This is a genomic window from Klebsiella sp. GW_Kp181 (assembly GCF_040062315.1).
In the GTDB taxonomy this organism is placed as follows: domain Bacteria; phylum Pseudomonadota; class Gammaproteobacteria; order Enterobacterales; family Enterobacteriaceae; genus Klebsiella; species Klebsiella oxytoca.
Map to the genome: position 1 here is coordinate 128,549 of NZ_JBEAFR010000004.1, position 25,250 is coordinate 153,798.

The window sequence follows — 25,250 nt, forward strand, 5'->3', positions numbered from 1 at the left end:
ACTTAGGTTGTTGCGGAGGTTGACTATTTCACGCCGGACCCGCGACCTAAAAAAACAACCTAATGGAGAGTAGAGGCTATGAAACTTGTTACAGGAATTGTTGCATCTCTGGTGATTGGCTCCCTGTCCTTTGGCGCGTTCGCCGCCAAGGAGATCCAAAAAGACGAAGTGGCTAAGATGAACCTGACTAAAATCGGTTCCATTACGACCTCAAGAACAACCTCTCCGATGGATGCAAAGCGCGATCTGTCGAAAAAAGCGGATGAGCTGGGCGGCACTTATTTCGTGGTAATTGCCGGCGAGAAGAACGAAAAAACGGTTCACGCTAACGCGGACGTCTACAAGTAAGCCAGAAAGCGGGTCTCACGACCCGCTTGCACCCGAGGGCGCAGAGGCTTCCCCGGAGGCGGCGCGTTGCGCCTGTCCGGGCTACCAAACCCAAAACCGCACAAACTCGTAGCCCGGACAGATGCGCAGCATCGCCTCCGGAAAAAACACCGGAAAACATCTCAGCGCAGCGACCACCACTCCCGCAGGCAGGCCTTGCCTTCCGGGCAGCTTTTACAGCTGCCGGAGAGGCAGCCATCGGCATCTTCGGTGGTTTTCACCGCTTTACCCATTGCTTCCAGGCGGCCCAGCATGGCGTCGATTAACGGCTGCGGCGCACGCAGGCGGGCGCTGATCTGCTTTGCTTCCATCCTCCCCTGCAGGGCGAGCATATCGCGAACTTCAATTAACGACGCCATCATCGCTCCTTAGTGGCAATCGCCAGCAGGACTCTGGCAGCAGGAAGACGGCGTTTTGCGCGTCGCCAGCAGCGAAACGTCCACCCGGCTACGCGCTCTGCGCAGCAGGCCAAAGACCACGATATTGAACAGCACCACCGCCAGAATGCATACCAGGCTGTAGCGCGGATGTTGGCTAAAGCTGACGGTCTGGTAGTACAGCGTAGAGAGCGAATAAGCGATATTCAGCCCCCACAGGACGGAGAACATCATCCAGCCGCGGCTCGACTCGCGGGCAATCGCCCCCATAACCGAGATGCAGGGAATATAGAGCAGGACGAAAATCAGGTAGCTATACGCCGCCGCAGCGCTGCCGAATTTGCTTCCCATCACGCCCATCGCACCGGTTTCCATTTCGCCGTCGCCTTTACTGGCTTCGATGGGGTTGGCCAGCACGCTCAGGCTGAACGTATCTTTCAGGCTCTGCCAGGTCTCGTCCACGGCAGCCAGCAGCTCATCGCCGAGGCTAAACGTCTGCGGATTGAACTCTTCGTTCTGGATATCTTCGGCGGTGTAGAGGGTGTTCAGCGTCCCTACCACGACTTCCTTGGCCATCGCGCCGGTGAACAGTCCGACGGTCGCCTGCCAGTTATCCTCATGTACGCCAATCGGTTTAAACACCGGGGTAATCACCCGGCTGACCGACGCCAGCGCCGAGTCGTTGATGTTATCGACGATCTTACCGCTCAGCGAGAAGCTGTTCAGCGCGCTGAGGAAGATACTAACGATAACGATCACTTTACCCGCGCGCAGCACGAAACCTTTCAGGCGCTGCCAGGTCTGAATAATCAGGCTCTTCACGTGCGGAACGTGGTACACCGGCAGCTCCATGACGAACGGCGAAGCTTCGCCGCGCATAATGGTATGCTTCAGCATAAGACCGGTGGCAATCGCCATCACGATACCCAGCACGTACAGCGAGAAGACCGCCAGCGCGCCATTCTGGCCGAAAAAGGCGGCGGCAAAGACGGCAAAAATCGCCAGCCGCGCGCCGCAGGACATAAACGGCGCCATCATAATGGTCATCAGACGCTCGCGCGGCGCATCAAGCGTACGCGCGCCCATCACCGAAGGGACGTTACAGCCAAAACCCACGATTAACGGCACGAAGGATTTCCCCGGCAACCCCAGCGCCTGCATCAGGCGGTCCATCACAAACGCCGCCCGCGCCATATAGCCAGAATCTTCAAGGAAGGAGAGGAACAGATACATCATGCCGATTTGCGGCACCAGCGGCAGCACGGTATTGATCCCCCCACCAATCCCCTGGGCGAGGAAAACGGTCAGCCAGTCCGGGAAATGCAGGGTATAGCCAATCCACTGAATGCCGTGGATAAAGATCGCCACGGAACCGGCATCGAAAATGGGCTGCAACGCGCCGCCGATATTGATCGCCAGTAAGAACATCAGATACATAACGAACAGGAAGACCGGCAGTCCGAGGAAACGGTTGAGGATGACTTTATCCATCGCTGCGGTAAAGCGGCTGGGCTCGGCGGTAAGCGTGTTACTGACCGCATCGCAAATAGCAGCAATGCTTTGGTAACGGGCATCGGCGATATGCAGCGCGGGATCATCCAGCTCTTCGCTCAGGTGCGCCAAGGCCACGTCCAGCTTATGGGCGGCATCACCGGCGTAGGCGCGGCTGTAAATATCGCCTTCAAGCATCTGTAAGCCCAGCCACCGACGCTGGCGCTGCGGGATCTCCCCGGACATCACCTGCGCCAGCTTGTCCGCTTCGCGCAGCAGCGGCTGCGGATAGTGCACCAGTTCTACAGGCTGATTTTGCTGATGGCGATCGATCGCCATTTTCAGGGCTTCAATACCGCGTCCGCGGGTGGAAACCAGCGGAATAACCGGGCACCCGAGGCGGGCGGCCAGCGCGTCGACATCGATACGGATGTTCTGTTTTTCCGCGATATCGAGCATGTTCAGCGCGACGACGCAGGGGATGCCCAGCTCCAGCAGCTGCAGCGTCAGATAGAGGTTACGTTCCAGATTGGACGCATCGACCACGTTAATCAGCATGTCGGCGTCGCCGCTGAGAATATAGTGGCAGGCAATCTGTTCATCCAGCGAGGTTTGCGAGGAGATAGTGGTTAGCGAATAGGTGCCCGGAAGATCCACCAGCGTGACCTGATGATCGGTGGTGTTGAAGCCCCCCTCTTTACGCTCAACGGTCACCCCCGCCCAGTTACCAACGCGCTGACGCGCACCGGTGAGCTGGTTAAACAGGGTAGTCTTACCGGAATTAGGATTACCAATTAAACCAAGGGTTAATTTTTTCATATTCATGCTCTTAGTGCCGGTCAGGCATTATTGTGCAACCGCTTCCAGCTCAATTAACGCAAGATCCTTTTTACGTAATACCAGGCTCACGCGTCGGGTTTCAATATGGATAGGGTCGCCGAGCGGCGCCACGCGAACCACATTAAAAGATGAACCCGGCAGCATTCCGAGGGACAGCAGTTTCTGCCGATACGCCGGACTAATATCGCGGGAGAAACCAATGATTTTCCACGCACTATCAGGTGTGAATTGCATAGGACCTACTTGTGTATCGCCAACTGAAAAAGAGTTTTCCGTACGCGCCGAAGATGCGGCGCAAGGGACCGTAGCCAACGAAGAATAAAAAATATTCAATGCAAATAATGATAATGAGAATAGTTTTTATCATCAATACATATAATGCGGTCGATTGTTTTTTTAAACAGGAGATTGAGCTTTTGTTGATATTGAGCAAACTCTATTTTGTAACAGGCGTCGAAATAATAATAATTCTTAATGACCAAATGTTTAATTAAGGTTTCGATAGTTAACGAAATGAAAATAATAATCTCACCGTCCGCATTTCGCGCTTATTACGACGTTATAAGAAAATACTGATGCTTGTTTGCACAATATGGCGAATGCCGGAAGAAATGCGGCCCCTCGACAAAAGGGGCCGGAGAGTTTAGCGTTTTTTACCCATCGCCGCCGCCAGCGCGTCCATCATCGCGCTGTTGCCCGCAGGCTGCGTCTCACGACCGCGAGGTTTAGCAGCCTTCGCCGCCGGGCGGTTGCCATGAGGGCGATCGTTCCCACCGCCGCGGCGCGCGTTGCTGTCGCCGGGCTGTTCATCCAGACGCATCGTCAGCGCGATACGCTTGCGCGGCAGATCAACTTCCATCACTTTGACCTTCACGATATCCCCCGCTTTCACCACCGTATGCGGGTCTTCAACGAACTTGTTCGAAAGGGAAGAGATATGCACCAGGCCGTCCTGGTGAACGCCGATATCAACAAACGCGCCGAAGTTGGTGACGTTGGTCACCGCGCCTTCGAGGATCATCCCCGGCAGCAGGTCGTTCATCGTTTCTACGCCATCGGCAAACTGGGCGGTTTTAAACTCCGGGCGCGGGTCGCGGCCCGGTTTTTCCAGCTCTTTGATGATGTCGGTGACCGTCGGCACGCCGAATTTCTCATCAGTAAAATCAACGGCTTTCAGATGACGTAGCTCGCTGCTGTTGCCCATCAAATCTTTCAGCGCCTGCTGAGTCGCCGCCAGAATGCGCTCCACCACCGGGTACGCTTCCGGGTGCACGGTTGAGGCATCCAGCGGGTTATCGCCATGGTTGATACGCAGGAAGCCCGCGCACTGTTCAAAGGCCTTCGGCCCCAGACGGCTAACCTTCAGAAGCTGCTGGCGGTTCTGGAACTGACCGTTCTCATCGCGCCAGGAGACGATATTCTGCGCCATCATGCGGGTCAGGCCGGCAACGCGGGTGAGCAGCGGAACGGAGGCGGTATTCAGATCGACGCCAACGGCGTTCACGCAGTCTTCCACCACCGCGTCCAGCTTACGCGCCAGCTGGGTCTGGCTGACGTCATGCTGATACTGGCCGACGCCGATGGATTTCGGGTCGATCTTCACCAGTTCGGCCAACGGGTCCTGGAGCCGGCGGGCGATAGAGACCGCGCCGCGCAGGGAAACGTCGAGGTCCGGGAACTCCTGCGCCGCCAGCTCGGAGGCGGAATACACGGATGCGCCCGCTTCGCTGACGATGACCTTCTGCGCGGTCACTTTCGGGAACTGCTTCTGGACGTCGAGGAAGAAGCGCTCGGTTTCACGCGAGGCGGTACCGTTGCCTATCGCTACCAGCTCAACGTTGTACTTTTCGCACAGTGCGGCAACCGCTACCGCCGCTTTAGCGGCCTGTCCGGTATGCGGGTAGATGGTATCGGTAGCCACCAGTTTGCCGGTGCCGTCAACGACGGCGACTTTTACGCCGGTGCGCAGGCCAGGATCGAGCCCCATGGTGGCGCGTAGTCCGGCCGGCGCGGCCATCAGCAGGTCGTGCAGGTTGCGGGCAAAGACGTTAATGGCTTCGTCTTCCGCGCGTTCGCGCACGGTGCCCATCAGCTCGGTTTCCAGGTGCATCAACACCTTGATACGCCACGTCCAGCTCACCACGCCCTTACGCCAGCCGTCGGCCGGAGCGTTATTCAGGCGCAGGCCGAGATGGTTGATAATAATCTGCTCGCCGTGGCTCTCTTTCGGCGGCTCATCGAACTGCGGGTCAGCGTTCAAAGAGAGCTGCAGCACGCCTTCGTTACGGCCGCGGAACATCGCCAGCGCGCGGTGCGACGGCACGGTGGAGATCGGTTCATGGTGATCGAAGTAGTCGCGGAATTTCGCACCTTCCTCTTCTTTGCCGCTAACGACGGTGGCCACCAGATGGGCGTTTTTCCACAGATAGTCGCGCACTTTCGCCAGCAGGCCCGCATCTTCAGCAAAGCGCTCCATCAGAATATAGCGCGCGCCATCGAGGGCAGCTTTGCTGTCCGCGATGCCTTTATCAGCGTCGATATATTTGGCAGCTTCGGTTTCCGGGTCATGAGAGGGCTCGTTCCACAGCAGCTCGGCCAGCGGCTCCAGCCCGGCCTCAATGGCGATCTGCCCGCGAGTGCGGCGCTTCGGCTTGTACGGCAGATAGAGGTCTTCGAGCTCGGTCTTACTCAGCGTCCCGTTGATGGCTTTTTCCAGCGCCTCGGTCAGCTTGCCCTGCTCGCCGATGGACTTCAGGATCGCCTGGCGGCGATCTTCGAGTTCTCGCAGGTAACCCAGGCGGGTTTCCAGATTACGCAGCTGCGTGTCATCCAGACCGCCGGTGACTTCTTTACGATAGCGTGCGATAAACGGCACGGTATTCCCTTCATCAAGCAGGCGAACGGCAGCTTCTACCTGTTCAGCCCTGGCCTGAAGTTCACCCGCAATAATGCGGCAGAGCGAATCATTCATCATCGGTTTAATTCATCTTTAGGATCAAAAATCAGGGGGATAGTTATACGGACTGGCACGCTAAAATGCCAGCCGCGACCCAAGCCTCTCGGAATGTTCCGCACCTATTTAGCTTTGACGTATTCAATTTCGTTCACGTACCAGGCAGCCTCGCCCGCGGGCGTGTTAACGATAGCTAAATCGCCGACCTCTTTTTTCAGCAGCGCGCGCGCCATTGGCGAATCAATGGAGATGTAGTCATTGCGGCCAAAGATTTCATCGTAGCCGACAATCCGAAAGCGCTTCGTCTCGCCCGCATCGTTTTCAATCTCTACCCAGGCGCCGAAAAAGACCTTTCCTTCCTGCTGCGGCGAATAATCGACGATTTTCAGCTGTTCGAGGCATTTGGTCAGATAGCGCACCCGGCGGTCGATTTCACGCAGGCGCTTTTTATTGTACTGATAGTCGGCGTTTTCGCTGCGGTCGCCAAGGCTCGCCGCCCAGGTCACTTTTTTAGTGACTTCCGGACGTTCTTCGCGCCACAGGGTATCCATCTCTTTCTTCAGTTTTTCATACCCTTCACGGGTGATCAGCGGCGTTTTCATCGAAGGTTACGGCTCCTGATTACAAATCTTTGTGCAATGCTGCGCACAATTCGTCGCGCGTCATAATAGCAACAGGATAAATAATGCGTCTTATGCTTAAATGTATACTTAAGCTGCTGTTAAATATGCTTTGTAACAATTTAGCCTGGAATATATACCAGATTTCGCTGGTGGGCGACCCGGGCTTTTTTGAGAATACGTACTGACAATTGCAGTGAACCTTTGGGAGTATAAACAATGCAAGAGAATTATAAGATTCTGGTTGTCGATGACGACATGCGCCTGCGTGCGCTACTCGAACGTTATCTGACCGAGCAGGGCTTCCAGGTTCGTAGCGTGGCGAACGCTGAACAGATGGATCGCCTGCTGACCCGTGAATCCTTCCACCTGATGGTGCTGGATCTTATGCTGCCGGGCGAAGATGGCTTGTCCATTTGCCGCCGCCTGCGCAGTCAGAGCAACCCGATGCCGATCATCATGGTCACGGCGAAAGGGGAAGAAGTTGACCGAATCGTGGGCCTGGAAATCGGCGCCGACGACTATATCCCAAAACCGTTCAACCCGCGCGAGCTGCTGGCCCGTATCCGCGCCGTGCTTCGCCGTCAGGCCAACGAACTACCGGGCGCGCCCTCGCAGGAAGAGGCGGTTATCGCCTTTGGTAAATTCAAGCTGAACCTCGGCACCCGCGAAATGTTCCGTGAAGATGAACCCATGCCGCTGACCAGCGGTGAATTCGCGGTGCTAAAAGCGCTGGTGAGCCATCCGCGCGAACCGCTGTCCCGCGATAAGCTGATGAACCTCGCCCGCGGCCGTGAGTATTCAGCCATGGAGCGTTCCATCGACGTACAAATCTCACGCCTGCGCCGCATGGTGGAAGAAGATCCGGCGCATCCTCGCTATATCCAGACCGTATGGGGCCTGGGCTACGTTTTCGTCCCGGACGGCTCTAAGGCATGAAACGCGTGCGCTTTTCGCCGCGAAGCTCGTTTGCCCGTACCCTGCTACTGATCGTCACCCTGCTGTTCGCCAGCCTGGTGACGACCTATTTAGTGGTGCTGAATTTCGCGATCCTGCCCAGTCTCCAGCAGTTTAATAAGGTTCTGGCCTACGAAGTGCGTATGCTGATGACCGATAAACTGCAGCTGGAAGACGGCACCCAGTTGGTGGTTCCGCCGGCGTTTCGCCGCGAAATTTACCGCGAGCTGGGCATTTCGCTCTATTCCAACGAAGCGGCGGAAGACGCAGGCCTGCGCTGGGCGCAGCATTATGAATTCTTAAGCCAGCAGATGGCGCACCAGCTCGGCGGGCCGACCGAAGTGCGGGTTGAGGTCAACAAAAGCTCCCCCGTGGTGTGGCTGAAAACCTGGCTCTCCCCCAATATCTGGGTGCGCGTACCGCTGACCGAAATCCACCAGGGCGACTTCTCGCCGCTGTTCCGCTACACCCTGGCGATCATGCTGCTGGCGATTGGCGGCGCCTGGCTCTTTATTCGTATACAGAACCGACCGCTGGTCGATCTGGAGCACGCCGCGCTGCAGGTCGGGCGAGGGATTATCCCTCCGCCGCTGCGCGAATACGGCGCATCAGAGGTGCGTTCGGTGACACGTGCCTTTAACCATATGGCCGCAGGCGTTAAGCAACTGGCGGACGACCGTACGCTGCTGATGGCCGGGGTGAGCCACGATTTACGGACTCCGCTCACGCGTATCCGTCTGGCGACGGAAATGATGGGCGAAGAGGACGGCTACCTCGCCGAGTCGATTAATAAAGATATCGAAGAGTGCAACGCCATTATCGAGCAGTTTATCGACTATCTGCGCACCGGTCAGGAGATGCCGGTGGAGCTGGTGGACCTGAATGCGGTGCTGGGCGAAGTGATTGCGGCGGAGAGCGGCTATGAGCGGGAAATCGCTACCGATCTGCAGCCGGGAGAGATCCCGCTGCGCGTGCATCCGCTCTCCATCAAGCGCGCGCTGGCGAATATGGTGGTCAATGCCGCCCGCTACGGCAACGGCTGGATCAAGGTCAGCAGCGGCAGCGAAGGTAACCGGGCCTGGTTCCAGGTCGAAGACGATGGACCGGGAATCAAGCCGGAGCAGCGCGAACATCTGTTCCAGCCTTTCGTTCGCGGTGACAGCGCCCGAACGATTAGCGGAACCGGCCTCGGGCTGGCTATCGTTCAGCGCATCATCGATAACCATAACGGCAAGCTGGAACTTGGCTCCAGCGAACGCGGCGGATTATTAATTCGCGCCTGGCTGCCGGTGCCGATGCATCGCGCCCTGCCGGCGGTAAAACCCACAAAAGAGAGCTAATTCCGCAATCATCAGCTGGCTGCGGGCCGGTAGCCCGGACAGGTGCGCCAGCACCGCCTCCGGGGAGTCGCTTCTCAGATAATACCAGCAGGAATTAAAACAGCACGGTACCGCAGCGGTAATCCAGGCGGATCTGCGGTAAACTATCGGTTATCTTGTTTAATTCCCGGAATCACCGCATCCATGCTCAGTTATCGCCACAGCTTTCACGCAGGCAACCACGCCGACGTTCTAAAACACACCGTTCAGAGCCTGATCATTGAATCGCTCAAAGAGAAAGAAAAACCGTTTCTCTATCTGGACACCCACGCCGGCGCTGGCCGCTATCAGCTGAGCAGCGAACATGCCGAGCGCACCGGTGAGTATCTTGAAGGTATCGCCCGCATCTGGCAGCAGGATGACCTGCCCGCCGAGCTGGAGCCGTATATCTCCGTGGTCCAGCACTTCAACCGTAGCGGCCAGCTGCGCTACTACCCCGGCTCTCCGCTGATTGCCCGCCAACTGCTGCGCGAGCAGGATAGCCTGCAGATGACAGAACTGCATCCCAGCGATTTTCCGCTGCTGCGCGCGGAGTTCCAGAAAGACGACCGCGCCCGGGTTGAAAAAAGCGATGGCTATCAGCAGCTGAAGTCTAAGCTGCCGCCGGTATCTCGTCGTGGCCTGGTGCTAATCGACCCGCCTTATGAAATCAAAAGTGACTACCAGGCGGTGGTCACCGGAATTCATGAAGGCTACAAACGCTTTGCTACCGGCACCTACGCGCTGTGGTATCCGGTCGTATTGCGTGCGCAGATTAAGCGCATGATCAAAGAGTTAGAGGCCACCGGCATTCGCAAAATTCTGCAAATCGAGCTGGCGGTGCGTCCGGATAGCGACCAGCGCGGGATGACCGCCTCCGGGATGATCGTCATCAACCCGCCGTGGAAGCTGGAGCAGCAGATGAACAACGTTCTGCCCTGGCTACATAAAAAGCTGGTGCCGACCGGTATCGGCCATGCCACCGTCAGCTGGATCGTGCCTGAGTAACAATCACAGCAATCGGTGGAACCTGGTGATTTCAGGTATACAATCGCGCCAATCAGACATTAAGGATAAGACTCATGAGCAAGCATTATGACTATATCGCCATTGGCGGCGGCAGCGGCGGTATCGCCTCCATTAACCGTGCCGCTATGTACGGCCAAAAGTGTGCGCTGATTGAAGCCAAAGACCTGGGCGGCACCTGCGTGAACGTCGGCTGCGTACCGAAGAAAGTGATGTGGCATGCGGCGCAGATCCGTGAAGCCATCCATCTGTATGGCCCGGATTACGGTTTTGATACCACAATTAATCACTTCGACTGGGATAAGCTGGTCGCCAGCCGTAGCGCCTATATCGATCGTATCCACACCTCTTACGATAACGTGCTGGGCAAAAACAAGGTCGATGTCATTAAAGGCTTCGCCCGTTTTGTCGATGCGAAAACCGTCGAAGTTAACGGCGAGACGATAACCGCCGACCATATTCTGATCGCCACCGGCGGCCGTCCGAGCCATCCGAGCATTCCCGGCGTCGAGTACGGTATTGATTCCGATGGTTTCTTCGAACTGCCGGCGCTGCCGAAGCGCGTTGCGGTAGTCGGCGCGGGCTATATCGCCGTTGAGCTGGCGGGCGTGATTAACGGACTGGGCGCGGAGACCCATCTGTTCGTGCGTAAACACGCGCCGCTGCGTAGCTTCGATCCGCTGATCGTTGAAACGCTGGTTGAGGTGATGAACGCCGAAGGCCCACAGCTGCATACCCATGCCATTCCGAAAGCGGTAGTGAAGAACGCCGACGGCAGCCTGACCCTGGAGCTGGAAGATGGCCGCAGCCAGACCGTGGACTGCCTGATTTGGGCGATCGGTCGCGAACCGGCAACCGATAACTTCAATCTTGCTGCTACCGGAGTGGAAACCACCGATAAAGGCTATATCGTCGTCGATAAATTCCAGAATACCAACGTTCCGGGTATTTACGCCGTCGGCGATAATACCGGTGCCGTCGAGCTGACTCCGGTCGCCGTTGCCGCCGGCCGCCGTCTCTCCGAGCGTCTGTTTAACAACAAGCCGGACGAACATCTGGACTACAGCAACATCCCGACCGTGGTATTCAGCCATCCGCCAATCGGTACCGTCGGTTTAACCGAGCCGCAGGCGCGCGAGCAGTACGGCGATGAGGCGGTAAAAGTGTATAAATCCTCTTTCACCGCCATGTATACCGCCGTCACTTCACACCGCCAGCCGTGCCGCATGAAGCTGGTCTGCGTCGGCCCGGAAGAGAAAATTGTCGGCATTCACGGTATCGGCTTCGGTATGGATGAAATGCTGCAGGGCTTCGCGGTGGCGCTGAAGATGGGCGCAACCAAGAAAGACTTCGACAATACCGTGGCGATCCACCCAACCGCAGCGGAAGAGTTTGTGACGATGCGGTAACACGCGCACCGTACATGAAAAAGAAGCTCTCCGGAGCTTCTTTTTTTATCTTTACGCCACGCCGTTATTGCCGTGGCGCTTAAACGCCGGGCGCTGATTCAGCGCCATATACCAGCGCTCCACTTCGGCCATTTCCGGATGCGCGAACGGCGTCATTTTCCAGCGATGCACCGACAGTCCCAGGACGATATCCGCGAGCGTAAACTGGCTGCCGGCAACCCATGCCCCGGTTTGCTGAAGCTGCGCATTGAGGATCTGCACGCAGCGGGTCCAGGCGACAATGCTCTCTTTGATAGCCGTCGGTTCCTGAAAACGCGGGTCCTTGCGCACCAGTCCCATAAAGGCGTAGCGCCAGGCAGTATTGAATTCCGTTGCCTGCCAGTCCATCCAGCGCTCAACCTCGGCGGCAGCCTGCGGCGCCGTGGGGAGCAGGTCTTCCCGCCCGGCTTTGCGCGCCAGATAGCGGCAGATGCTGTTTGACTCCCACAGCACAAAATCGCCATCCAGCAGCACCGGGACCAGGCTATTCGGATTAAGGGCGCGAAACGCCGGAGTCTCGATGGACTGGAACCCGCTACCGTAATCCTCCTGCTGATATGCTATTCCCGCTTCTTCACAGGTCCACAGTACCTTACGCACGTTAATTGATGAGCGTTTGCCCAGTATTTTTATCATTGTCAGCAATTCCTCAATCAAAAGAGATGGTTGTTTCACAATACTGCATCGGCGGCTCATGTACAGCCGGATAATGTGTATAGTGGATTGCACGATTTTTCTCCAGGACAGGTTACCCGACATGTTGACCTCTTTTAACGTTTTAACACCGGGCAATATCCGCTTTGGGCGCGGCCTTGCTCTAAGCGCGGCCCCCTGGCTCGCCGGGCGCTCGACAAAGATTCTGCTGATTCACGGCGCCACCCCGCAGCGCGCGGAATGCTTGCTAAGCGAACTCCACGCGCTTCGGCTGCACGTCACCACACTCTCTATCGCCCATGAACCCTGCCTGCAGGATATTGAACGGGGCGTGAGTCTGGCACGGGAAAAAGGCGTCGGCGCCATCGTCAGCCTCGGCGGCGGCGCGGTCATTGATGCGGGCAAAGCTATTGCGGCGCTGGTTCCCGCGCAGGGGCCCGCGATCGAATACCTGGAAGTGGTGGGTAGCGGCCGCATATTAGAGGCCAATCCGCTGCCGTTCGTCGCCATTCCCACGACGGCCGGTACCGGCGCGGAAGTCACAAAGAACGCGGTGATTAACGTCCCCGAGCAGCAGCGCAAGGTCAGCCTGCGTGACGACCGCATGCTGCCGGACCTGGCGATTATCGACCCGTCCCTCACCGACAGCGCGCCGCGCGCGGTGACCTTAGCCTCCGGTCTCGACGCTATCACCCAGGTGATTGAGCCCTGGCTGTGCACCCGCGCGAATCCTTTTACCGACGCACTCTGTCGGGAGGCGATCCCGCGCGGCATGAAAGCGCTCAGAACGCTGATGGAACATGAGTGTCCGGATAGCCGCGATGAGATGGCGTGGGTCAGCCTGTGCGGCGGACTGGCGTTAGCCAATGCCGGACTCGGCGTGGTTCACGGCCTGGCAGGTCCGCTGGGAGGCCTGAGCAACGCTGCCCACGGCGCACTTTGCGGTAGTCTGCTCCCCTTCGGCCTGGCGCTCAACGAAGCACAAATTAGCGACGCACGCCTCCGCCAGCGTTTTGCGGATGTACGCCAGTGGCTGGCCGCTGGGCTGGATTCCGATCCTGACAGCGCATGGGAGAGCCTGCGCGAGTGGAGCCAGCGCGCCGGTCTGGGTAATCTGCGCGATCTCGGCGTCCCCCGCGAAGCGCTGGAGCCTGCGGCCCTCGCCGCCAGCAGCTCCTCATCCATGAAGGCTAACCCGGTCACGTTGACCAGCGAGCAGCTACTGGAGCTGCTGGAAGCCGCGTGGGAGTAATGGCTGAATAGCGGCAGCGCCCGGGAATTTAGATTTTGTTGCAAAACGAAATCTCCGAATTTTTCAACGCAATACGCAGCGGTTAAAACGGTTTTAATCCGGTAGATCAAAAAGTTAAAGCAAAAACTCCGAACCGATTGTTCAGAGGAAAGCGTGATCTACCGCACACTTCTCTTTTCGTTTCCCGCTGCGAATGTCTAAGCTTATTAGACAGGTCGGGCGTGCCCGGCATCCTCTACTGACGCAATCCGGAGGTCCGTACCCCTATGTTCAGCCAGAAATTACGCAACGTTGATGACGATGAGCTCAGGATCGACACCGATCCGTGCTACGAAGCCGATCCGTATGAGTTAAAGCTGGATGAAATGTTCGACGCCGAACCTGAACCGGAGATCATTGAAGGGCTGCCCGCCTCGGATGCCCTCACCCCTGCCGATCGTTATCTGGAGCTGTTCGCCCACGTCCAGAAATCGCGAATTTTCGCCGATAGTAAAACCTTCCCGGACTGCGCGCCGAAGCAGGATCCGCTGGATATCTTGATTCACTATCGTCGCATCAGGCGCACCCCCGGATTCGATTTACGCCAGTTTGTGGAAGATCATTTCTGGCTGCCGGAAAGCCGCGCCGAGGACTACGTCTCCGATCCCACGCGATCCCTCAAGGAGCATATTGATAATCTGTGGCCAATCCTCACCCGCGAGCCGCAGGATCATATTCCGTGGTCGTCGCTGCTGGCGCTGCCGCAGTCATATATTGTTCCCGGCGGGCGCTTTAGCGAAACCTACTACTGGGATTCCTACTTCACTATGCTGGGGCTGGCGGAAAGCGGCCGCGAAGATCTGCTGAAATGCATGGCCGATAATTTCGCGTGGATGATCGAAATCTATGGCCATATTCCTAACGGCAACCGCACCTACTATCTCAGCCGCTCGCAGCCGCCGGTCTTTGCCCTGATGGTCGAACTGTTTGAAGAAGATGGCGTCCGCGGCGCTAAACGGTACCTTGACCACCTGCAAATGGAGTACAGCTTCTGGATGGACGGCGCGGAATCGCTGATCCCCAATCAGGCGTATCGTCACGTGGTGCGTATGCCGGACGGCTCTTTGCTGAACCGCTACTGGGACGATCGCGACACGCCGCGCGATGAGTCGTGGCGGGAAGATGTTGAAACGGCGAAGCGCTCCGGGCGCCCGCCGAATGAAGTTTATCGCGACCTGCGCGCGGGGGCGGAGTCCGGCTGGGATTACTCCAGCCGCTGGCTGCGCGATATCACCAGACTGGCAAGCATCCGCACTACCCAGTTTATCCCCATTGATCTGAACGCCTTGCTGTTCAAGCTGGAGAATACCATCGCCAACCTCTCCGGCCTGAAGGGCGACCGGGAAACCGAGGCCGCTTTCCGCCAGAAGGCCAGCGACCGTCGGGCGGCGGTGACCCGCTATCTGTGGGATGACGAAAGCGGTTGTTTCCGCGATTATGACTGGCGCCGCGAGCAGCTGGCGCTGTTTTCCGCCGCCAGCATCGTCGCGCTCTATGTCGGTATGGCGACCCACGATCAGGCCGACAGGCTTGCCGATGCGGTACGCGCCCGCCTGCTTACCCCCGGCGGTATTATGGCGACCGAATATCAAAGCGGTGAACAGTGGGATAAGCCCAACGGCTGGGCGCCGCTGCAGTGGATGGCGGTACAGGGTTTTAAAATGTACGGTCAGGATCCGCTCGGCGATGAGATAGCCCACAGCTGGCTGCAAACGGTGAATCATTTCTATAAACAGCACTTTAAGCTGATTGAAAAGTACCACATCGCCAGCGCCACTCCCCACGAAGGCGGAGGGGGTGAGTACCCGCTTCAGGACGGCTTCGGCTGGACCAATGGCGTGGTGCGCCGGCTTATTGGTCTGTACGGCGAACCGTTGTAACGGCAGACTGTTCCGGCAGTCGATGTCCTGCTATGTTCATGGCATCGACTTTTGCCGGAACCCTGCTATGCCAGAACTGATGACCCCACGTCTGCGCTGTTCCCCGCTGCAGCTTGACGACTGGCCTTTTTTCCTCGCCCTCCAGCAGGATCCCCAGGTGATGCTTTACGTCGCGGATCCTCGCCCGGTCGCCGACATTCGTGAGGCTTTTGATTCGCGGCTTCCCTTATGGTCCCCGGGCGCGGCCCACTGGCTGTGTCTGGTCGTGCGCGATCGCTTCACCCATGCTCCCCTTGGCCTCACCGGCTACCAGCATCACGCTGGCGATAGTGCTGAAGTGGGTTTTCTGTTCGCTCCCCACGCGCAGGGGAAGGGGTACGGCAGTGAATCGCTGCGCGCGCTGTGCGAGTACGCTTTGACTACGGGCGGTATCCGGCGGCTGACGGCGACCGTCACCGCGGGCAATCTGGCGTCAAAAAATCTGCTGCTAAAGGTTGGTTTTCATCAGGAAGGCGAGCTGCGTGAATGCTACTGGCTCAACGGTCGCTGGCACAACGATTGGCTTTTCGGCCTGCTGCGCCGCGAGCATAACCAGCCTGGGCCATCTGGCGAATAGGGCGCGGTTAACTTTTCCTCTACACTGCGGGCCAGCCAAAGAGGAAGAGAACATGTCCCCCATAACACCGTCGCTAAGCCCGCAGGGCCTGGACTTTATTAAACGAACTCAGGGATTAGCACTCGCCCCCTATCGGGACGAGAGCGGCCTGCGCGTGATTGGCTATGGCCACGTTCTCAACGATTATGAAACGTTCAACCACTTCACGCGCGAGATCGCGGAGACCTTGCTTACCGTCGACCTGGTGCAATGCCAGCGCCAGCTTAAGCGCAACCTGCGGGTGAGGCTTAACCCATCGCAGTATGATGCGCTGGTCTCTTTAGCCTTTAGCTGCGGCCCGGCGTCTCCGGAGCTTGATATTGTTTTAACTCACCTTAACCATCAGCGGTTCGCTGAGGCGCTGACCGCCTGGGAAAATATTCGCAGCGGCCACGAACAGCGGCGTGAAGAGTGCGCAAGATTCAAGGCGACAACCGATTAAGTTTCGCTGACGCCATTAAACACCATCGCCGCCTGGGTACGATTCTTCACATCCAGTCGGCGATACAGCGACTCCAGATGCGCCTTGACCGTGCCCGCGCTAATATTTAACGCGCGGCTAATCTCTTTATTGGAATCTCCCGCCGCCAGCAGCTGTAAAATCTCGCGCTGACGCTGGCTTAAATGAACCAATTTATTATCCCGCGCTTCCGCCGTCATTAGCCAATCGCCCGGCAAACAGAGCAGGCCATGCATGATGCTGTTGATCGCCTGGGCGAATGTTTGCAGGCTTTCCCTGCGTTGAATGATCCCGCGCACATTCCAGGAAAGCGCGCGCTGTAGCCAGCTTTTATTATCGTCGGACACGATCAGCAGCACCTGAGTCGCCGGGAAGCGGAGCTGCTTTTCCTGCAGTAGCCAGCAGCAAAACTCGCTGTGCATATCGCCATCCAGAATGAGCAGTGCTTCAGGATTCGCCGTTAGCTTCTGCCAGAGCTGATCCGCCTGACAGGTGCCAAAAATATCAAGTTCAGGAATGTGTTGCTGGAGGCCAATTTTCATTCCGTGAATAAATATCGACTGCCTGTCAAACATGATTACCTGCATGGATTTATCTCCAACAAAGAAATGCCCGATTAAAAGAGGGGGAAGGGTAATATCAGCAAGATAAAATAAGAACTCGCTGTTTGGCCTGGGGCATTTTACCGATAGGGAGGATTATCTAAACATCATAACAATGAATAGTTACAGGCCTTATTCACGCCATTACTTATTCACAATATTTATTACATTTAAATTAAGGAAATCCTTAATGAACCAGGCAGGTAAAAATAAATATAATATTATTTTTCTATTTTAAACGAACCCGCAAACGCAGGCGATGGCAAAGCGGGGAAAGTGTGTTACGGAGTAAGAAAGCGCATGAAATGCGTATACCCCTTCATGATCCATGAAGGGGCTCGGGATTACAAAAACATTCCGCCAGAGACCTCAACGCGCTGGGCGTTCATCCAGCGCAGATCGTCGCTGAGTAGCGCGGCGATAGCATCGCCTATATCATCCGGCTGCCCCACTCTTCCCAGCGCCGTTTGCCCGGCGATATGCTGATTCACCTGCGGGTTATCGCGTACCACGCCGCCGCCAAAATCGGTTTCAATGGCGCCAGGAGCAATGATATTGACCGAAATTCCGCGTTCCCCAAGCTCCTTCGCCTGATAGCGCGTCAGTACCTCCATCGCGCCTTTCATCGCGGCATAGGCCGCATAACCCGGCAGAGCAAAACGCGCCAGTCCGCTGGAAACGTTGAGGATGCGTCCCCCATCCTGCAATAGCGGTAACAGACGCTGGGTAAGGAAGAACGGTCCCTTAAACTGGATGTTCATTAATTCATCAAACTGCGCTTCGCTGGTTTCGGCAAAAGCGACGTTCAGGCCAATACCGGCATTGTTTAATAAATAGTCGAATGTCTCCCGCTGCCAGCGTTGTTGAAGCACTTCCCCCACCTTGTGTGCAAAACCATCAAAACTGGTGATATCGCCGACATTTAACGGTAATGCTGCGGCTTTTACGCCTTTTTTCTCAATTTCAGCTACCACGTCAAGCGCCGCCTGCGGGTTGCTATGCCAGGTCAGAATAATATCGGTTCCCTTCTCCGCCAGCTTCAGGGCGGCGTTTTTCCCCAGCCCGCGGCTGCCGCCGGTCACCAAAGCGATACGTTGTGTCATCAGAAAACCCCTTTTCGGTTGCGTTTGCCTCGTTAAAGAGCTTATTAGCTGCTATAAAAACAATAAATACTGAAAATTACGCTTTACTGTTTCATTAAGAGCAACAAAAGGTCTGCGGAATGGATAAAATTCACGCAATGCAGCTGTTCATCAGAGTAGCGGAGCTGGAGAGTTTTTCCCGCGCTGCGGATACGCTTGGCCTGCCTAAAGGGAGCGTTTCGCGCCAGATTCAGGCACTGGAAAACCATCTTGGCGTTCGTCTGCTGCATCGCACCACCCGCCGGGTGCAGCTGACTCAGGATGGTATGGTCTACTACGAACGCGCCAGAGACCTGCTCAGCAATCTCGATGAGCTGGACGGGATGTTTCAGCTCGATCCCTCCAGCATTAGCGGACGCCTGCGGGTCGATATGCCGGTCGCCGTGGCGAAAAAACTGGTTATTCCGCAACTGCCGGCATTTCTGCAGCAGTATCCCGGCATCGAACTGGAGCTCAGCAGCAGCGACAGGTTGGTTGACGTAATCCGCGAGGGTTTTGATTGTGTGATACGCGTCGGTACGCTGAAAGATTCCGGGCTGATTGCGCGACCGCTGGGCAAGCTCACGCAAATCAACTGCGCCAGTCCTCAATATCTCACCCGCTTTGGCTACCCGCAGTCGCTGGACGATCTCGCCGATCATGCGCTGATCCACTACGCCAGCAATCTGGGCGTGCGCCCGCTGGGCTTCGAAGTGGTTAGCGATGGTGCCATCCGCTGGGTCAAAACCGGTGGCGTTCTGACGGTTAACAGCACCGAAACTTATCAAGCCTCGTGCCTGGCGGGGCTGGGGATTATTCAGGTACCCCGGGTGGGCGTTCGTGAAATGCTGCGCACCGGGGAGCTGATAGAAATTCTGCCCCACTACCGCGCCGAGCCGCTGCCGGTTTCGCTCATTTATCCGCACCGGCGCAACCTTTCACGTCGGGTACATCTGTTTATGGAGTGGCTGGGCGGGCTCATGAAAAGCTATGTTGATGAGTCCGCATGATGAAAAATCCGTATTTGTGGGAGTAGCGGTATTTTATGTCGGGTAGCGGCTAACGCCTTACCCTGGATAAATATAGATAACTATCAGTGAATTATGAATTTTCCGCGGCCCTGCGCAAACAAAACGCCGGCGAGCGATTAGCGCAGAACAGGCGGCAAACAGGAACGTATTCATGCCTCCGATGCCCCCGGCACGCCTTATCCGTGATTTTACGTATATAATTTTGATGAATATCGCTGTAAAAAAGGAAGAAATAATTTATGACGCCGGAAAACGACGCCCAACGACCAGCCCAGGATCCGGACCAGCAGCCGGATGAAAATAAAAGCGCCCTGGCTGCGATAAATGACTCCACCGTGGCGAAAAAAGCCAACCAGGCGCTAAAAAGCGTCACCGGAACGGCGGAAAAAGTCCAGCGTAACCCCATTATTGCGCACCTCATCCGCGCCGCAGAGCGTTTCAACGACAGGCTGGGCAATCAGTTTGGCGCGGCGATCACCTACTTCTCATTTTTATCGATGATCCCGATTCTGATGGTCTCTTTTGCGGCAGCCGGTTTTGTTCTGGCCTCGCATCCTACGCTGCTACAGGACATCTTCGATAAAATCCTGCTTAACGTCAGCGACCCGACGCTCGCGGCAACGCTGAAAAATACCATCAATACCGCCGTACAGCAGCGCACCACCGTCGGCATCGTCGGTCTGCTGGTGGCGCTCTATTCCGGCATTAACTGGATGGGCAACCTGCGTGAGGCGATTCGCGCCCAGTCCCGCGACGTCTGGGAGCGTACGCCGCAGGATCAGGAAAAAATTTGGGTGAAGTACTTTCGCGACTTTATCTCGCTAATCGGCCTGCTGGTGGCGCTGGTGATCACCTTGTCGATCACCTCCATCGCCGGGTCGGCTCAGCAGATGATTATCTCGGCGCTCTATCTGGACTACATCGAGTGGCTGAAACCGGCGTGGCGGCTTATTGGCCTGGCCATTTCCATCTTCGCCAACTATCTGCTCTTTTTCTGGATTTTCTGGCGACTCCCGCGCCACCGCCCGCGCCGTAGGGCGCTGATTCGCGGTACCCTGATTGCGGCGGTCGGCTTTGAGATAATCAAGATCGTCATGACCTGGACGCTACCGTCGCTGGTCAAGTCGCCGTCCGGGGCGGCATTCGGCTCGGTGCTGGGAATCATGGCCTTCTTCTATTTCTTCGCCCGCCTGACGCTTTTCTGCGCCGCGTGGATTGCGACCGCCGAGTATAAAGACGACCGCCGGATGCCGGGCAAAGCCCACGACTAAACCATCACTGGGCTGAATAAAAGACGCAAAATTCAGCCCAACCTGGCATTTCAGCAGATAAATCCAATATGTAACTTTTATTTAACCTAAACCTGGTTTTATCAACCATTATTTGAATTGTGTGAAGCATTTCATAGAACTTATTTTTCTGGCACAGAAATTATTCACTTTTTGCCTGTTTTTTAGCCTCCTCATCCCCTTGTTACAGATTGAAATGTCCCCAAGGCTGTGGCTATATGGCCTTTCGTTCGCAAAAAATAAGAAAGATCTATGCAAGCCACAGCCACAACACTCGACAATGCTCAGGAAACCGTTCCGGTTAACTCACGCAACAAGGTCGTCGTCGCTTCGCTCATTGGCACCGCCATCGAGTTCTTCGACTTCTATATCTATGCCACCGCGGCGGTCATTGTATTTCCGCATATTTTCTTCCCGCAGGGCGATCCCGCCGCCGCGACGCTACAATCGCTGGCGACCTTCGCCATCGCGTTTATTGCCCGCCCTATCGGTTCTGCGGTATTCGGCCATTTCGGCGACCGCGTAGGCCGTAAAGCGACCCTCGTGGCATCGCTGCTGACGATGGGGATCTCAACCGTAGTTATCGGCCTGCTGCCCGGCTATGAAACCATTGGCATTATGGCGCCGGTGCTGCTGGCGCTGGCCCGCTTTGGCCAGGGGCTGGGCCTTGGCGGCGAATGGGGCGGCGCGGCGCTGCTGGCGACGGAAAACGCCCCGCCGCGCAAGCGCGCGCTGTATGGCTCATTCCCGCAGCTGGGCGCGCCTATCGGCTTCTTCTTCGCTAACGGCACCTTCCTGCTGCTCTCCTGGCTGCTGACCGACCAGCAGTTTATGGAATGGGGCTGGCGTATGCCGTTTATCTTCTCCGCCGTGCTGGTCATTATCGGCCTGTACGTCCGCGTTTCGCTGCACGAGTCACCGGTGTTCGCAAAGGTAGCCGCCGCGAAGAAACAGGTCAAAATCCCGCTGGGCACCCTGCTGACCAAACACGTACGCGTCACCGTTCTCGGCACCTTTATCATGCTGGCGACCTACACGCTGTTTTACATCATGACCGTCTACTCCATGACCTTCAGTACCGCCGCCGCGCCGATTGGTCTCGGCTTGCCGCGCAACGAAGTGCTGTGGATGCTGATGATGGCGGTCATTGGTTTTGGCGTGATGGTGCCGGTGGCGGGCCTGCTGGCGGATGCCTTTGGCCGTCGTAAGAGCATGGTCGTGATCACGACTCTCATCATCCTCTTCGCGCTGTTTGCCTTTAAACCGCTGCTCGGCTCCGGCAACCCGCTGCTGGTCTTTGCCTTCCTGCTGATTGGCCTGAGCCTGATGGGGCTGACCTTTGGCCCTATGGGCGCGCTGCTGCCGGAGCTATTCCCGACCGAAGTTCGCTACACCGGCGCCTCGTTCTCCTACAACGTCTCGTCGATCCTCGGGGCATCCGTAGCGCCGTATATCGCCGCATGGCTGCAGGGCAACTACGGTCTGCCCGCGGTTGGGCTCTACCTCGCCGCCATGGCGGCGCTGACGATGATCGCGCTGCTGCTGACTCACGAAACGCGTCATCAATCGCTGTAACTCTCCGTCCACTCCCCCGGCCATCCGGCCAGGGGAGTCTTCTTCCCGACTATTTTTTCATCTGCGACAAGATTGCCCGACACTGGTTCGCCTCGCCTTCGGCAGGTGATATCAGCGCCAGCAGCGCTGCTGCCGGCGTCACCAGCGTCGCCAGCGCTGCCGCTACCGCGCCGCGGGCAATCAGCGGCCCCGCCTTCACGCCCGCATTCGGCGACTTAAAGCTGCCGCGAACATACAGCGGGGAGCGCAGGGTGATAATACGAAAGCCCTTACTCTCCGGATCGATAGTGAGGTCCAGCTGCTCCGACGCAAAGCTGGCGGTCCCGGTCACGTTGATCAGCGCGTTTTCGGTATCAAACGCGAACACCTGCGGCCGGGCGACGCCGTTGACCACGTCGATATTCGCCGCCGCGCAGTTCACCCGCACCTCATCATCGCCAAAGATCTGGCCGATAATAAAGTTACCGACGTTCAGACCGAGGATCTCCATCAGGTTACGGCTAATCAGCCCGTCGTTCATCAGCAGCTTCAGGTTACCGTTACTGTTGCCCAGCAGCGCGGCGACGGAGTTACCGGTGCCGCGAAGCTGAACATCGCCGTTCATTTCGCCGAGCGTTTTCTGCATCATCTCCACGTTTGGCATCAGCGCTTTGAGCTTCAGGCGGCGCGCCTGCAGGTTGGCCGTCCCCTGCAGCGGTTTTTTATCCCCTTCAAGATGAATGCTGCCGGCAAGGGTACCGTTAGCCAGCCCCAGACGCAGCGGCTGCAGGCGCAGGTCACCTCGCTGCAGGATGATGTGCGTAGAAAGGTCGCTGATGGGTAGCGTGCTGCCGTGTTCAATCCGCCGTCCTTTGAAGCGCACATCGGCATCCATTACCTGCCACTTGTCGGTTTCAAAGCGGTCATACGGCAACACTTTTCCGGCTGGCTGCGGAGAAGCTTCACCTTTACGCCGTTCAGTCTGGCTGCCTTTGCCGCCGGAATCGACGCCAATCAGCGGCCCCAGATCCGCCAGCCGTAGCTGCCTGGACTCCAGATCGCCCTCCAGCTTAGGCCGGGGTTTACCGGTGGTGTAGATCAGCGACCCGTGGATATCGCTCTCGCCAATACGGCCATTGAAATCCTGATAGGCGAAGCGTGAACCGTTTTTCTCCTTAAAGGTGGCGCGCAGATGGCCGTCGGTAGAGAAAGTCGGCGTATCCGGCAGCAGTACGCCGGTCAGATCGTAGAGATCGCCCAGCGAATCACCGGAAAACTTGAGGCGCAGATCGACGCCGCCGAGATTGAGCGGATCGCTGACCGTGCCGGTAAAAGCGACCCGGGTATTGCCGGAACGAAAATCCCCCTGCAGCGGGAACGGCGTCCCTTCGCTGCGCAGCGCCAGCATGCCGCCGATTTTGCCGTTACCGGAGAGCGGCTGCCCGTTGTAGCTCCCTTTCGCCTGCAGGCCGAAGACGTAATCGCCCACTTTCTGCGACGCTCCTTTCCCTTTTTCGCCGGTCACTTCACTAAACGCCAGCGGTTTACCGAGCGGATCAACCACGATCGTCACATCGGCGCGCGATACCTTGTCATCGATAGCAATCTTGCCGCGATCGAAAAGAATATTGTCGAGTCGGAAAGACCAGCTGGAAGGCGCCGCATCTTTCTCAGACGCTCCCGCCGAAGCCAGGTCGAAAGTCCAGTTGTTGATCTTCTCCGACAGTCGAATCAATCGCGCGTCCGGCTGTTCAAGCTTAATCCACGGTAGATAGACCGTTTTGCTGAGCAGCGCCAGCGGGGCGAGGGTCGCCTCAACGCGCGGCAGGTGAACCATGGTGACCTGCGGGATGTCAGGCGGGTTGCCGAGGATAATATCTTCGGCATGCACGTGCGGCCAGGGTATCCAGCTTCGCCAGCCTCTTTCGCCGGGCTGGCGCTCCCACACGACGCCCAGATCGCCGCGAATCGCAAACGGACGGTTCAGCTCGGCCGACACTTTCTGATTAATCGTCGGCTTCAGGCGATTCCAGTCAAAGGTCGCCACTACAATAAAAAACAGAACGATCAGTACGACTATCGTTCCGAGGATAATAGCCACGGTTTTACGGGTTCTGGTCATCCCTTCTGCACTCCTTTTGCGTCTCGTCAATCATGAATATAGTTGAGAAACGTCAGGTGCTCTGCCAAATGCGCTTTTCGTCACATAATCCGCGTCAGGTCAAAAAAATAATGGAACGTTGTTTTAATATCATTGACCATAAAAGCGGCCCAGCGCACACTAGGGTTAATATTGATTTAATTTCAGGTCATCACTATGTCTAAGAAAATTGCCGTCATTGGCGAATGCATGATTGAGCTGTCAGAGAAAGGCGCGGCGGTAAATCGCGGCTTTGGCGGCGACACCTTAAACACTTCCGTCTACATTGCCCGCCAGACCGACGCCAGCGAGCTGGGCGTACACTATGTTACCGCCCTGGGCACGGACACCTTCAGCCAGCAGATGCTCGAATCCTGGCAGAGTGAGAATGTCCAGACGGACCTGATTCAGCGCATGGCCGACCGTTTACCGGGCCTCTACTACATCGAAACTGACGATACCGGCGAGCGTACGTTTTACTACTGGCGTAATGAAGCCGCAGCGAAGTTCTGGCTGGAGAGCGAGCAGTCTGCGGCCATCTGCGAAGAGCTGGCGACCTATGATTATCTTTACCTCAGCGGCATCAGCCTGGCAATCCTGAGCCCGACAAGCCGCGAGAAGCTGCTGACCCTGCTGCGGGAATGCCGGGCAAACGGCGGTAAAGTTATCTTTGATAACAACTATCGTCCGCGCCTGTGGAGCAGTAAAGAAGAGACGCAGCAGGTTTATCAGCAGATGCTGGCCTGCACCGACATTGCGTTCCTGACCCTTGATGACGAAGACGCGCTGTGGGGCGAGAAGCCGGTGGCAGAGGTGATTGCCCGCACTCACGCCGCTGGCGTTGAAGAAGTGGTGGTGAAGCGCGGCGCCGACTCCTGCCTGGTGGCGATTGCCGGACAGCCGCAGCTGGAAGTCCCGGCCGTTAAGCTGGCAAAAGAGAAAGTCGTTGATACCACGGCAGCGGGCGATTCATTCAGCGCCGGCTATCTGGCCGTGCGCCTGACCGGCGGCGATGCCGAATCGGCGGCAAAACGCGGCCACCTGACCGCCAGCACGGTGATTCAGTATCGCGGTGCGATTATCCCGCGCGAGGCGATGCCGCAGTAATTTCGATGG

Annotated in this window: 22 protein-coding genes; 13 read left to right on the forward strand and 9 right to left on the reverse strand. The window is 57.0% G+C overall.

All coding sequences use genetic code 11. From position 1 onward, the window contains the following. Positions 1–78 precede the first annotated feature (78 nt). The gene (locus ABLV11_RS04790; protein ID WP_004106665.1) at positions 79–348 is read left to right on the forward strand and encodes a YdgH/BhsA/McbA-like domain containing protein; all 270 of its coding nucleotides are present in this window, start codon (positions 79–81) and stop codon (positions 346–348) included. Positions 349–509: 161 nt separating this feature from the next. Here ABLV11_RS04790 and feoC read toward each other — a convergent pair whose 3' ends face one another. The 5 genes from feoC to greB all read right to left on the reverse strand — a co-directional run bounded on the left by feoC (position 510) and on the right by greB (position 6,650). Beyond that, the gene (gene feoC / locus ABLV11_RS04795) at positions 510–746 is read right to left on the reverse strand and encodes a [Fe-S]-dependent transcriptional repressor FeoC (RefSeq protein WP_004106668.1); all 237 of its coding nucleotides are present in this window, start codon (positions 744–746) and stop codon (positions 510–512) included. 9 nt (positions 747–755) lie between these two features. Then, positions 756–3,074, reverse strand: a complete 2,319-nt coding sequence (gene feoB, locus ABLV11_RS04800; RefSeq protein WP_004106670.1) for a Fe(2+) transporter permease subunit FeoB — start codon at positions 3,072–3,074, stop codon at positions 756–758. 27 nt (positions 3,075–3,101) lie between these two features. After that, positions 3,102–3,329, reverse strand: a complete 228-nt coding sequence (feoA, locus tag ABLV11_RS04805; protein ID WP_004106673.1) for a ferrous iron transporter A — start codon at positions 3,327–3,329, stop codon at positions 3,102–3,104. A 409-nt stretch (positions 3,330–3,738) separates the two neighbouring features. After that, positions 3,739–6,069, reverse strand: coding sequence for a Tex family protein (locus ABLV11_RS04810; RefSeq protein WP_004106674.1), 2,331 nt, complete (start codon positions 6,067–6,069; stop codon positions 3,739–3,741). Between the two features lie 101 nt (positions 6,070–6,170). Further along, positions 6,171–6,650 carry a transcription elongation factor GreB gene (gene greB, locus ABLV11_RS04815; protein WP_004106676.1) on the reverse strand — a complete coding sequence of 160 codons (480 nt, stop codon included), beginning with the start codon at positions 6,648–6,650 and terminating at the stop codon, positions 6,171–6,173. A 237-nt stretch (positions 6,651–6,887) separates the two neighbouring features. Between greB and ompR the strand changes: the two genes are divergently transcribed. The 4 genes from ompR (at position 6,888) to gorA (ending at position 11,418) form a co-directional block, all read left to right on the forward strand. Further along, positions 6,888–7,607: a two-component system response regulator OmpR gene (ompR, locus tag ABLV11_RS04820; RefSeq protein WP_001157751.1), complete on the forward strand. Its 720-nt coding sequence runs from the start codon at positions 6,888–6,890 to the stop codon at positions 7,605–7,607. Then, positions 7,604–8,965 carry a two-component system sensor histidine kinase EnvZ gene (envZ, locus tag ABLV11_RS04825; RefSeq protein WP_004106678.1) on the forward strand — a complete coding sequence of 454 codons (1,362 nt, stop codon included), beginning with the start codon at positions 7,604–7,606 and terminating at the stop codon, positions 8,963–8,965. The genes ompR and envZ overlap by 4 nt, the downstream gene beginning before the upstream one ends. A gap of 183 nt (positions 8,966–9,148) precedes the next feature. Next, on the forward strand, positions 9,149–9,991 hold the full coding sequence (locus ABLV11_RS04830; protein ID WP_004106679.1) for a 23S rRNA (adenine(2030)-N(6))-methyltransferase RlmJ: 843 nt from the start codon (positions 9,149–9,151) through the stop codon (positions 9,989–9,991). Between the two features lie 74 nt (positions 9,992–10,065). Continuing rightward, entirely contained in the window at positions 10,066–11,418 is a 1,353-nt protein-coding gene (gene gorA / locus ABLV11_RS04835) for a glutathione-disulfide reductase (protein ID WP_004106680.1), read from the forward strand. A 51-nt stretch (positions 11,419–11,469) separates the two neighbouring features. Here gorA and ABLV11_RS04840 read toward each other — a convergent pair whose 3' ends face one another. After that, positions 11,470–12,093, reverse strand: a complete 624-nt coding sequence (locus tag ABLV11_RS04840; RefSeq protein ID WP_004106681.1) for a glutathione S-transferase — start codon at positions 12,091–12,093, stop codon at positions 11,470–11,472. Between the two features lie 121 nt (positions 12,094–12,214). Between ABLV11_RS04840 and ABLV11_RS04845 the strand changes: the two genes are divergently transcribed. The 4 genes from ABLV11_RS04845 to ABLV11_RS04860 all read left to right on the forward strand — a co-directional run bounded on the left by ABLV11_RS04845 (position 12,215) and on the right by ABLV11_RS04860 (position 16,379). After that, positions 12,215–13,363, forward strand: a complete 1,149-nt coding sequence (locus tag ABLV11_RS04845; protein WP_004106682.1) for an iron-containing alcohol dehydrogenase — start codon at positions 12,215–12,217, stop codon at positions 13,361–13,363. 266 nt (positions 13,364–13,629) lie between these two features. Further along, entirely contained in the window at positions 13,630–15,282 is a 1,653-nt protein-coding gene (locus ABLV11_RS04850; protein WP_004106683.1) for an alpha,alpha-trehalase, read from the forward strand. Between the two features lie 67 nt (positions 15,283–15,349). Beyond that, positions 15,350–15,898 (forward strand): GNAT family protein, encoded by a 549-nt coding sequence (locus ABLV11_RS04855; protein WP_004106684.1) that lies wholly within the window; start codon positions 15,350–15,352, stop codon positions 15,896–15,898. A 52-nt stretch (positions 15,899–15,950) separates the two neighbouring features. After that, positions 15,951–16,379 carry a lysozyme gene (locus ABLV11_RS04860; RefSeq protein ID WP_004106685.1) on the forward strand — a complete coding sequence of 143 codons (429 nt, stop codon included), beginning with the start codon at positions 15,951–15,953 and terminating at the stop codon, positions 16,377–16,379. Here the strand turns inward: ABLV11_RS04860 and ABLV11_RS04865 are convergent. Next, a complete protein-coding gene (locus ABLV11_RS04865) occupies positions 16,376–16,984 on the reverse strand; it encodes a response regulator transcription factor (protein WP_004106686.1) in 609 nt (202 codons plus the stop codon). The two genes, ABLV11_RS04860 and ABLV11_RS04865, sit on opposite strands and share 4 nt — an antisense overlap. A 359-nt stretch (positions 16,985–17,343) precedes the next feature. Continuing rightward, entirely contained in the window at positions 17,344–18,102 is a 759-nt protein-coding gene (locus ABLV11_RS04870; RefSeq protein WP_004106687.1) for an SDR family oxidoreductase, read from the reverse strand. 119 nt (positions 18,103–18,221) lie between these two features. Here ABLV11_RS04870 and ABLV11_RS04875 point away from each other — a divergent pair, with 119 nt between their 5' ends. The 3 genes from ABLV11_RS04875 (at position 18,222) to ABLV11_RS04885 (ending at position 22,015) form a co-directional block, all read left to right on the forward strand. Further along, complete coding sequence (locus tag ABLV11_RS04875; protein WP_064343959.1) at positions 18,222–19,130, forward strand: LysR family transcriptional regulator; 909 nt, start codon at positions 18,222–18,224, stop codon at positions 19,128–19,130. 260 nt (positions 19,131–19,390) lie between these two features. Next, complete coding sequence (gene yhjD, locus ABLV11_RS04880; protein WP_016807553.1) at positions 19,391–20,422, forward strand: inner membrane protein YhjD; 1,032 nt, start codon at positions 19,391–19,393, stop codon at positions 20,420–20,422. 270 nt (positions 20,423–20,692) lie between these two features. After that, positions 20,693–22,015, forward strand: coding sequence for an MFS transporter (locus ABLV11_RS04885; RefSeq protein ID WP_004106691.1), 1,323 nt, complete (start codon positions 20,693–20,695; stop codon positions 22,013–22,015). Positions 22,016–22,064: 49 nt separating this feature from the next. Here ABLV11_RS04885 and ABLV11_RS04890 read toward each other — a convergent pair whose 3' ends face one another. Beyond that, positions 22,065–24,116, reverse strand: a complete 2,052-nt coding sequence (locus tag ABLV11_RS04890) for an AsmA family protein (protein WP_049094958.1) — start codon at positions 24,114–24,116, stop codon at positions 22,065–22,067. A gap of 195 nt (positions 24,117–24,311) precedes the next feature. Here ABLV11_RS04890 and ABLV11_RS04895 point away from each other — a divergent pair, with 195 nt between their 5' ends. Continuing rightward, positions 24,312–25,241, forward strand: coding sequence for a sugar kinase (locus tag ABLV11_RS04895; RefSeq protein WP_004106695.1), 930 nt, complete (start codon positions 24,312–24,314; stop codon positions 25,239–25,241). Positions 25,242–25,250 lie beyond the last annotated feature (9 nt).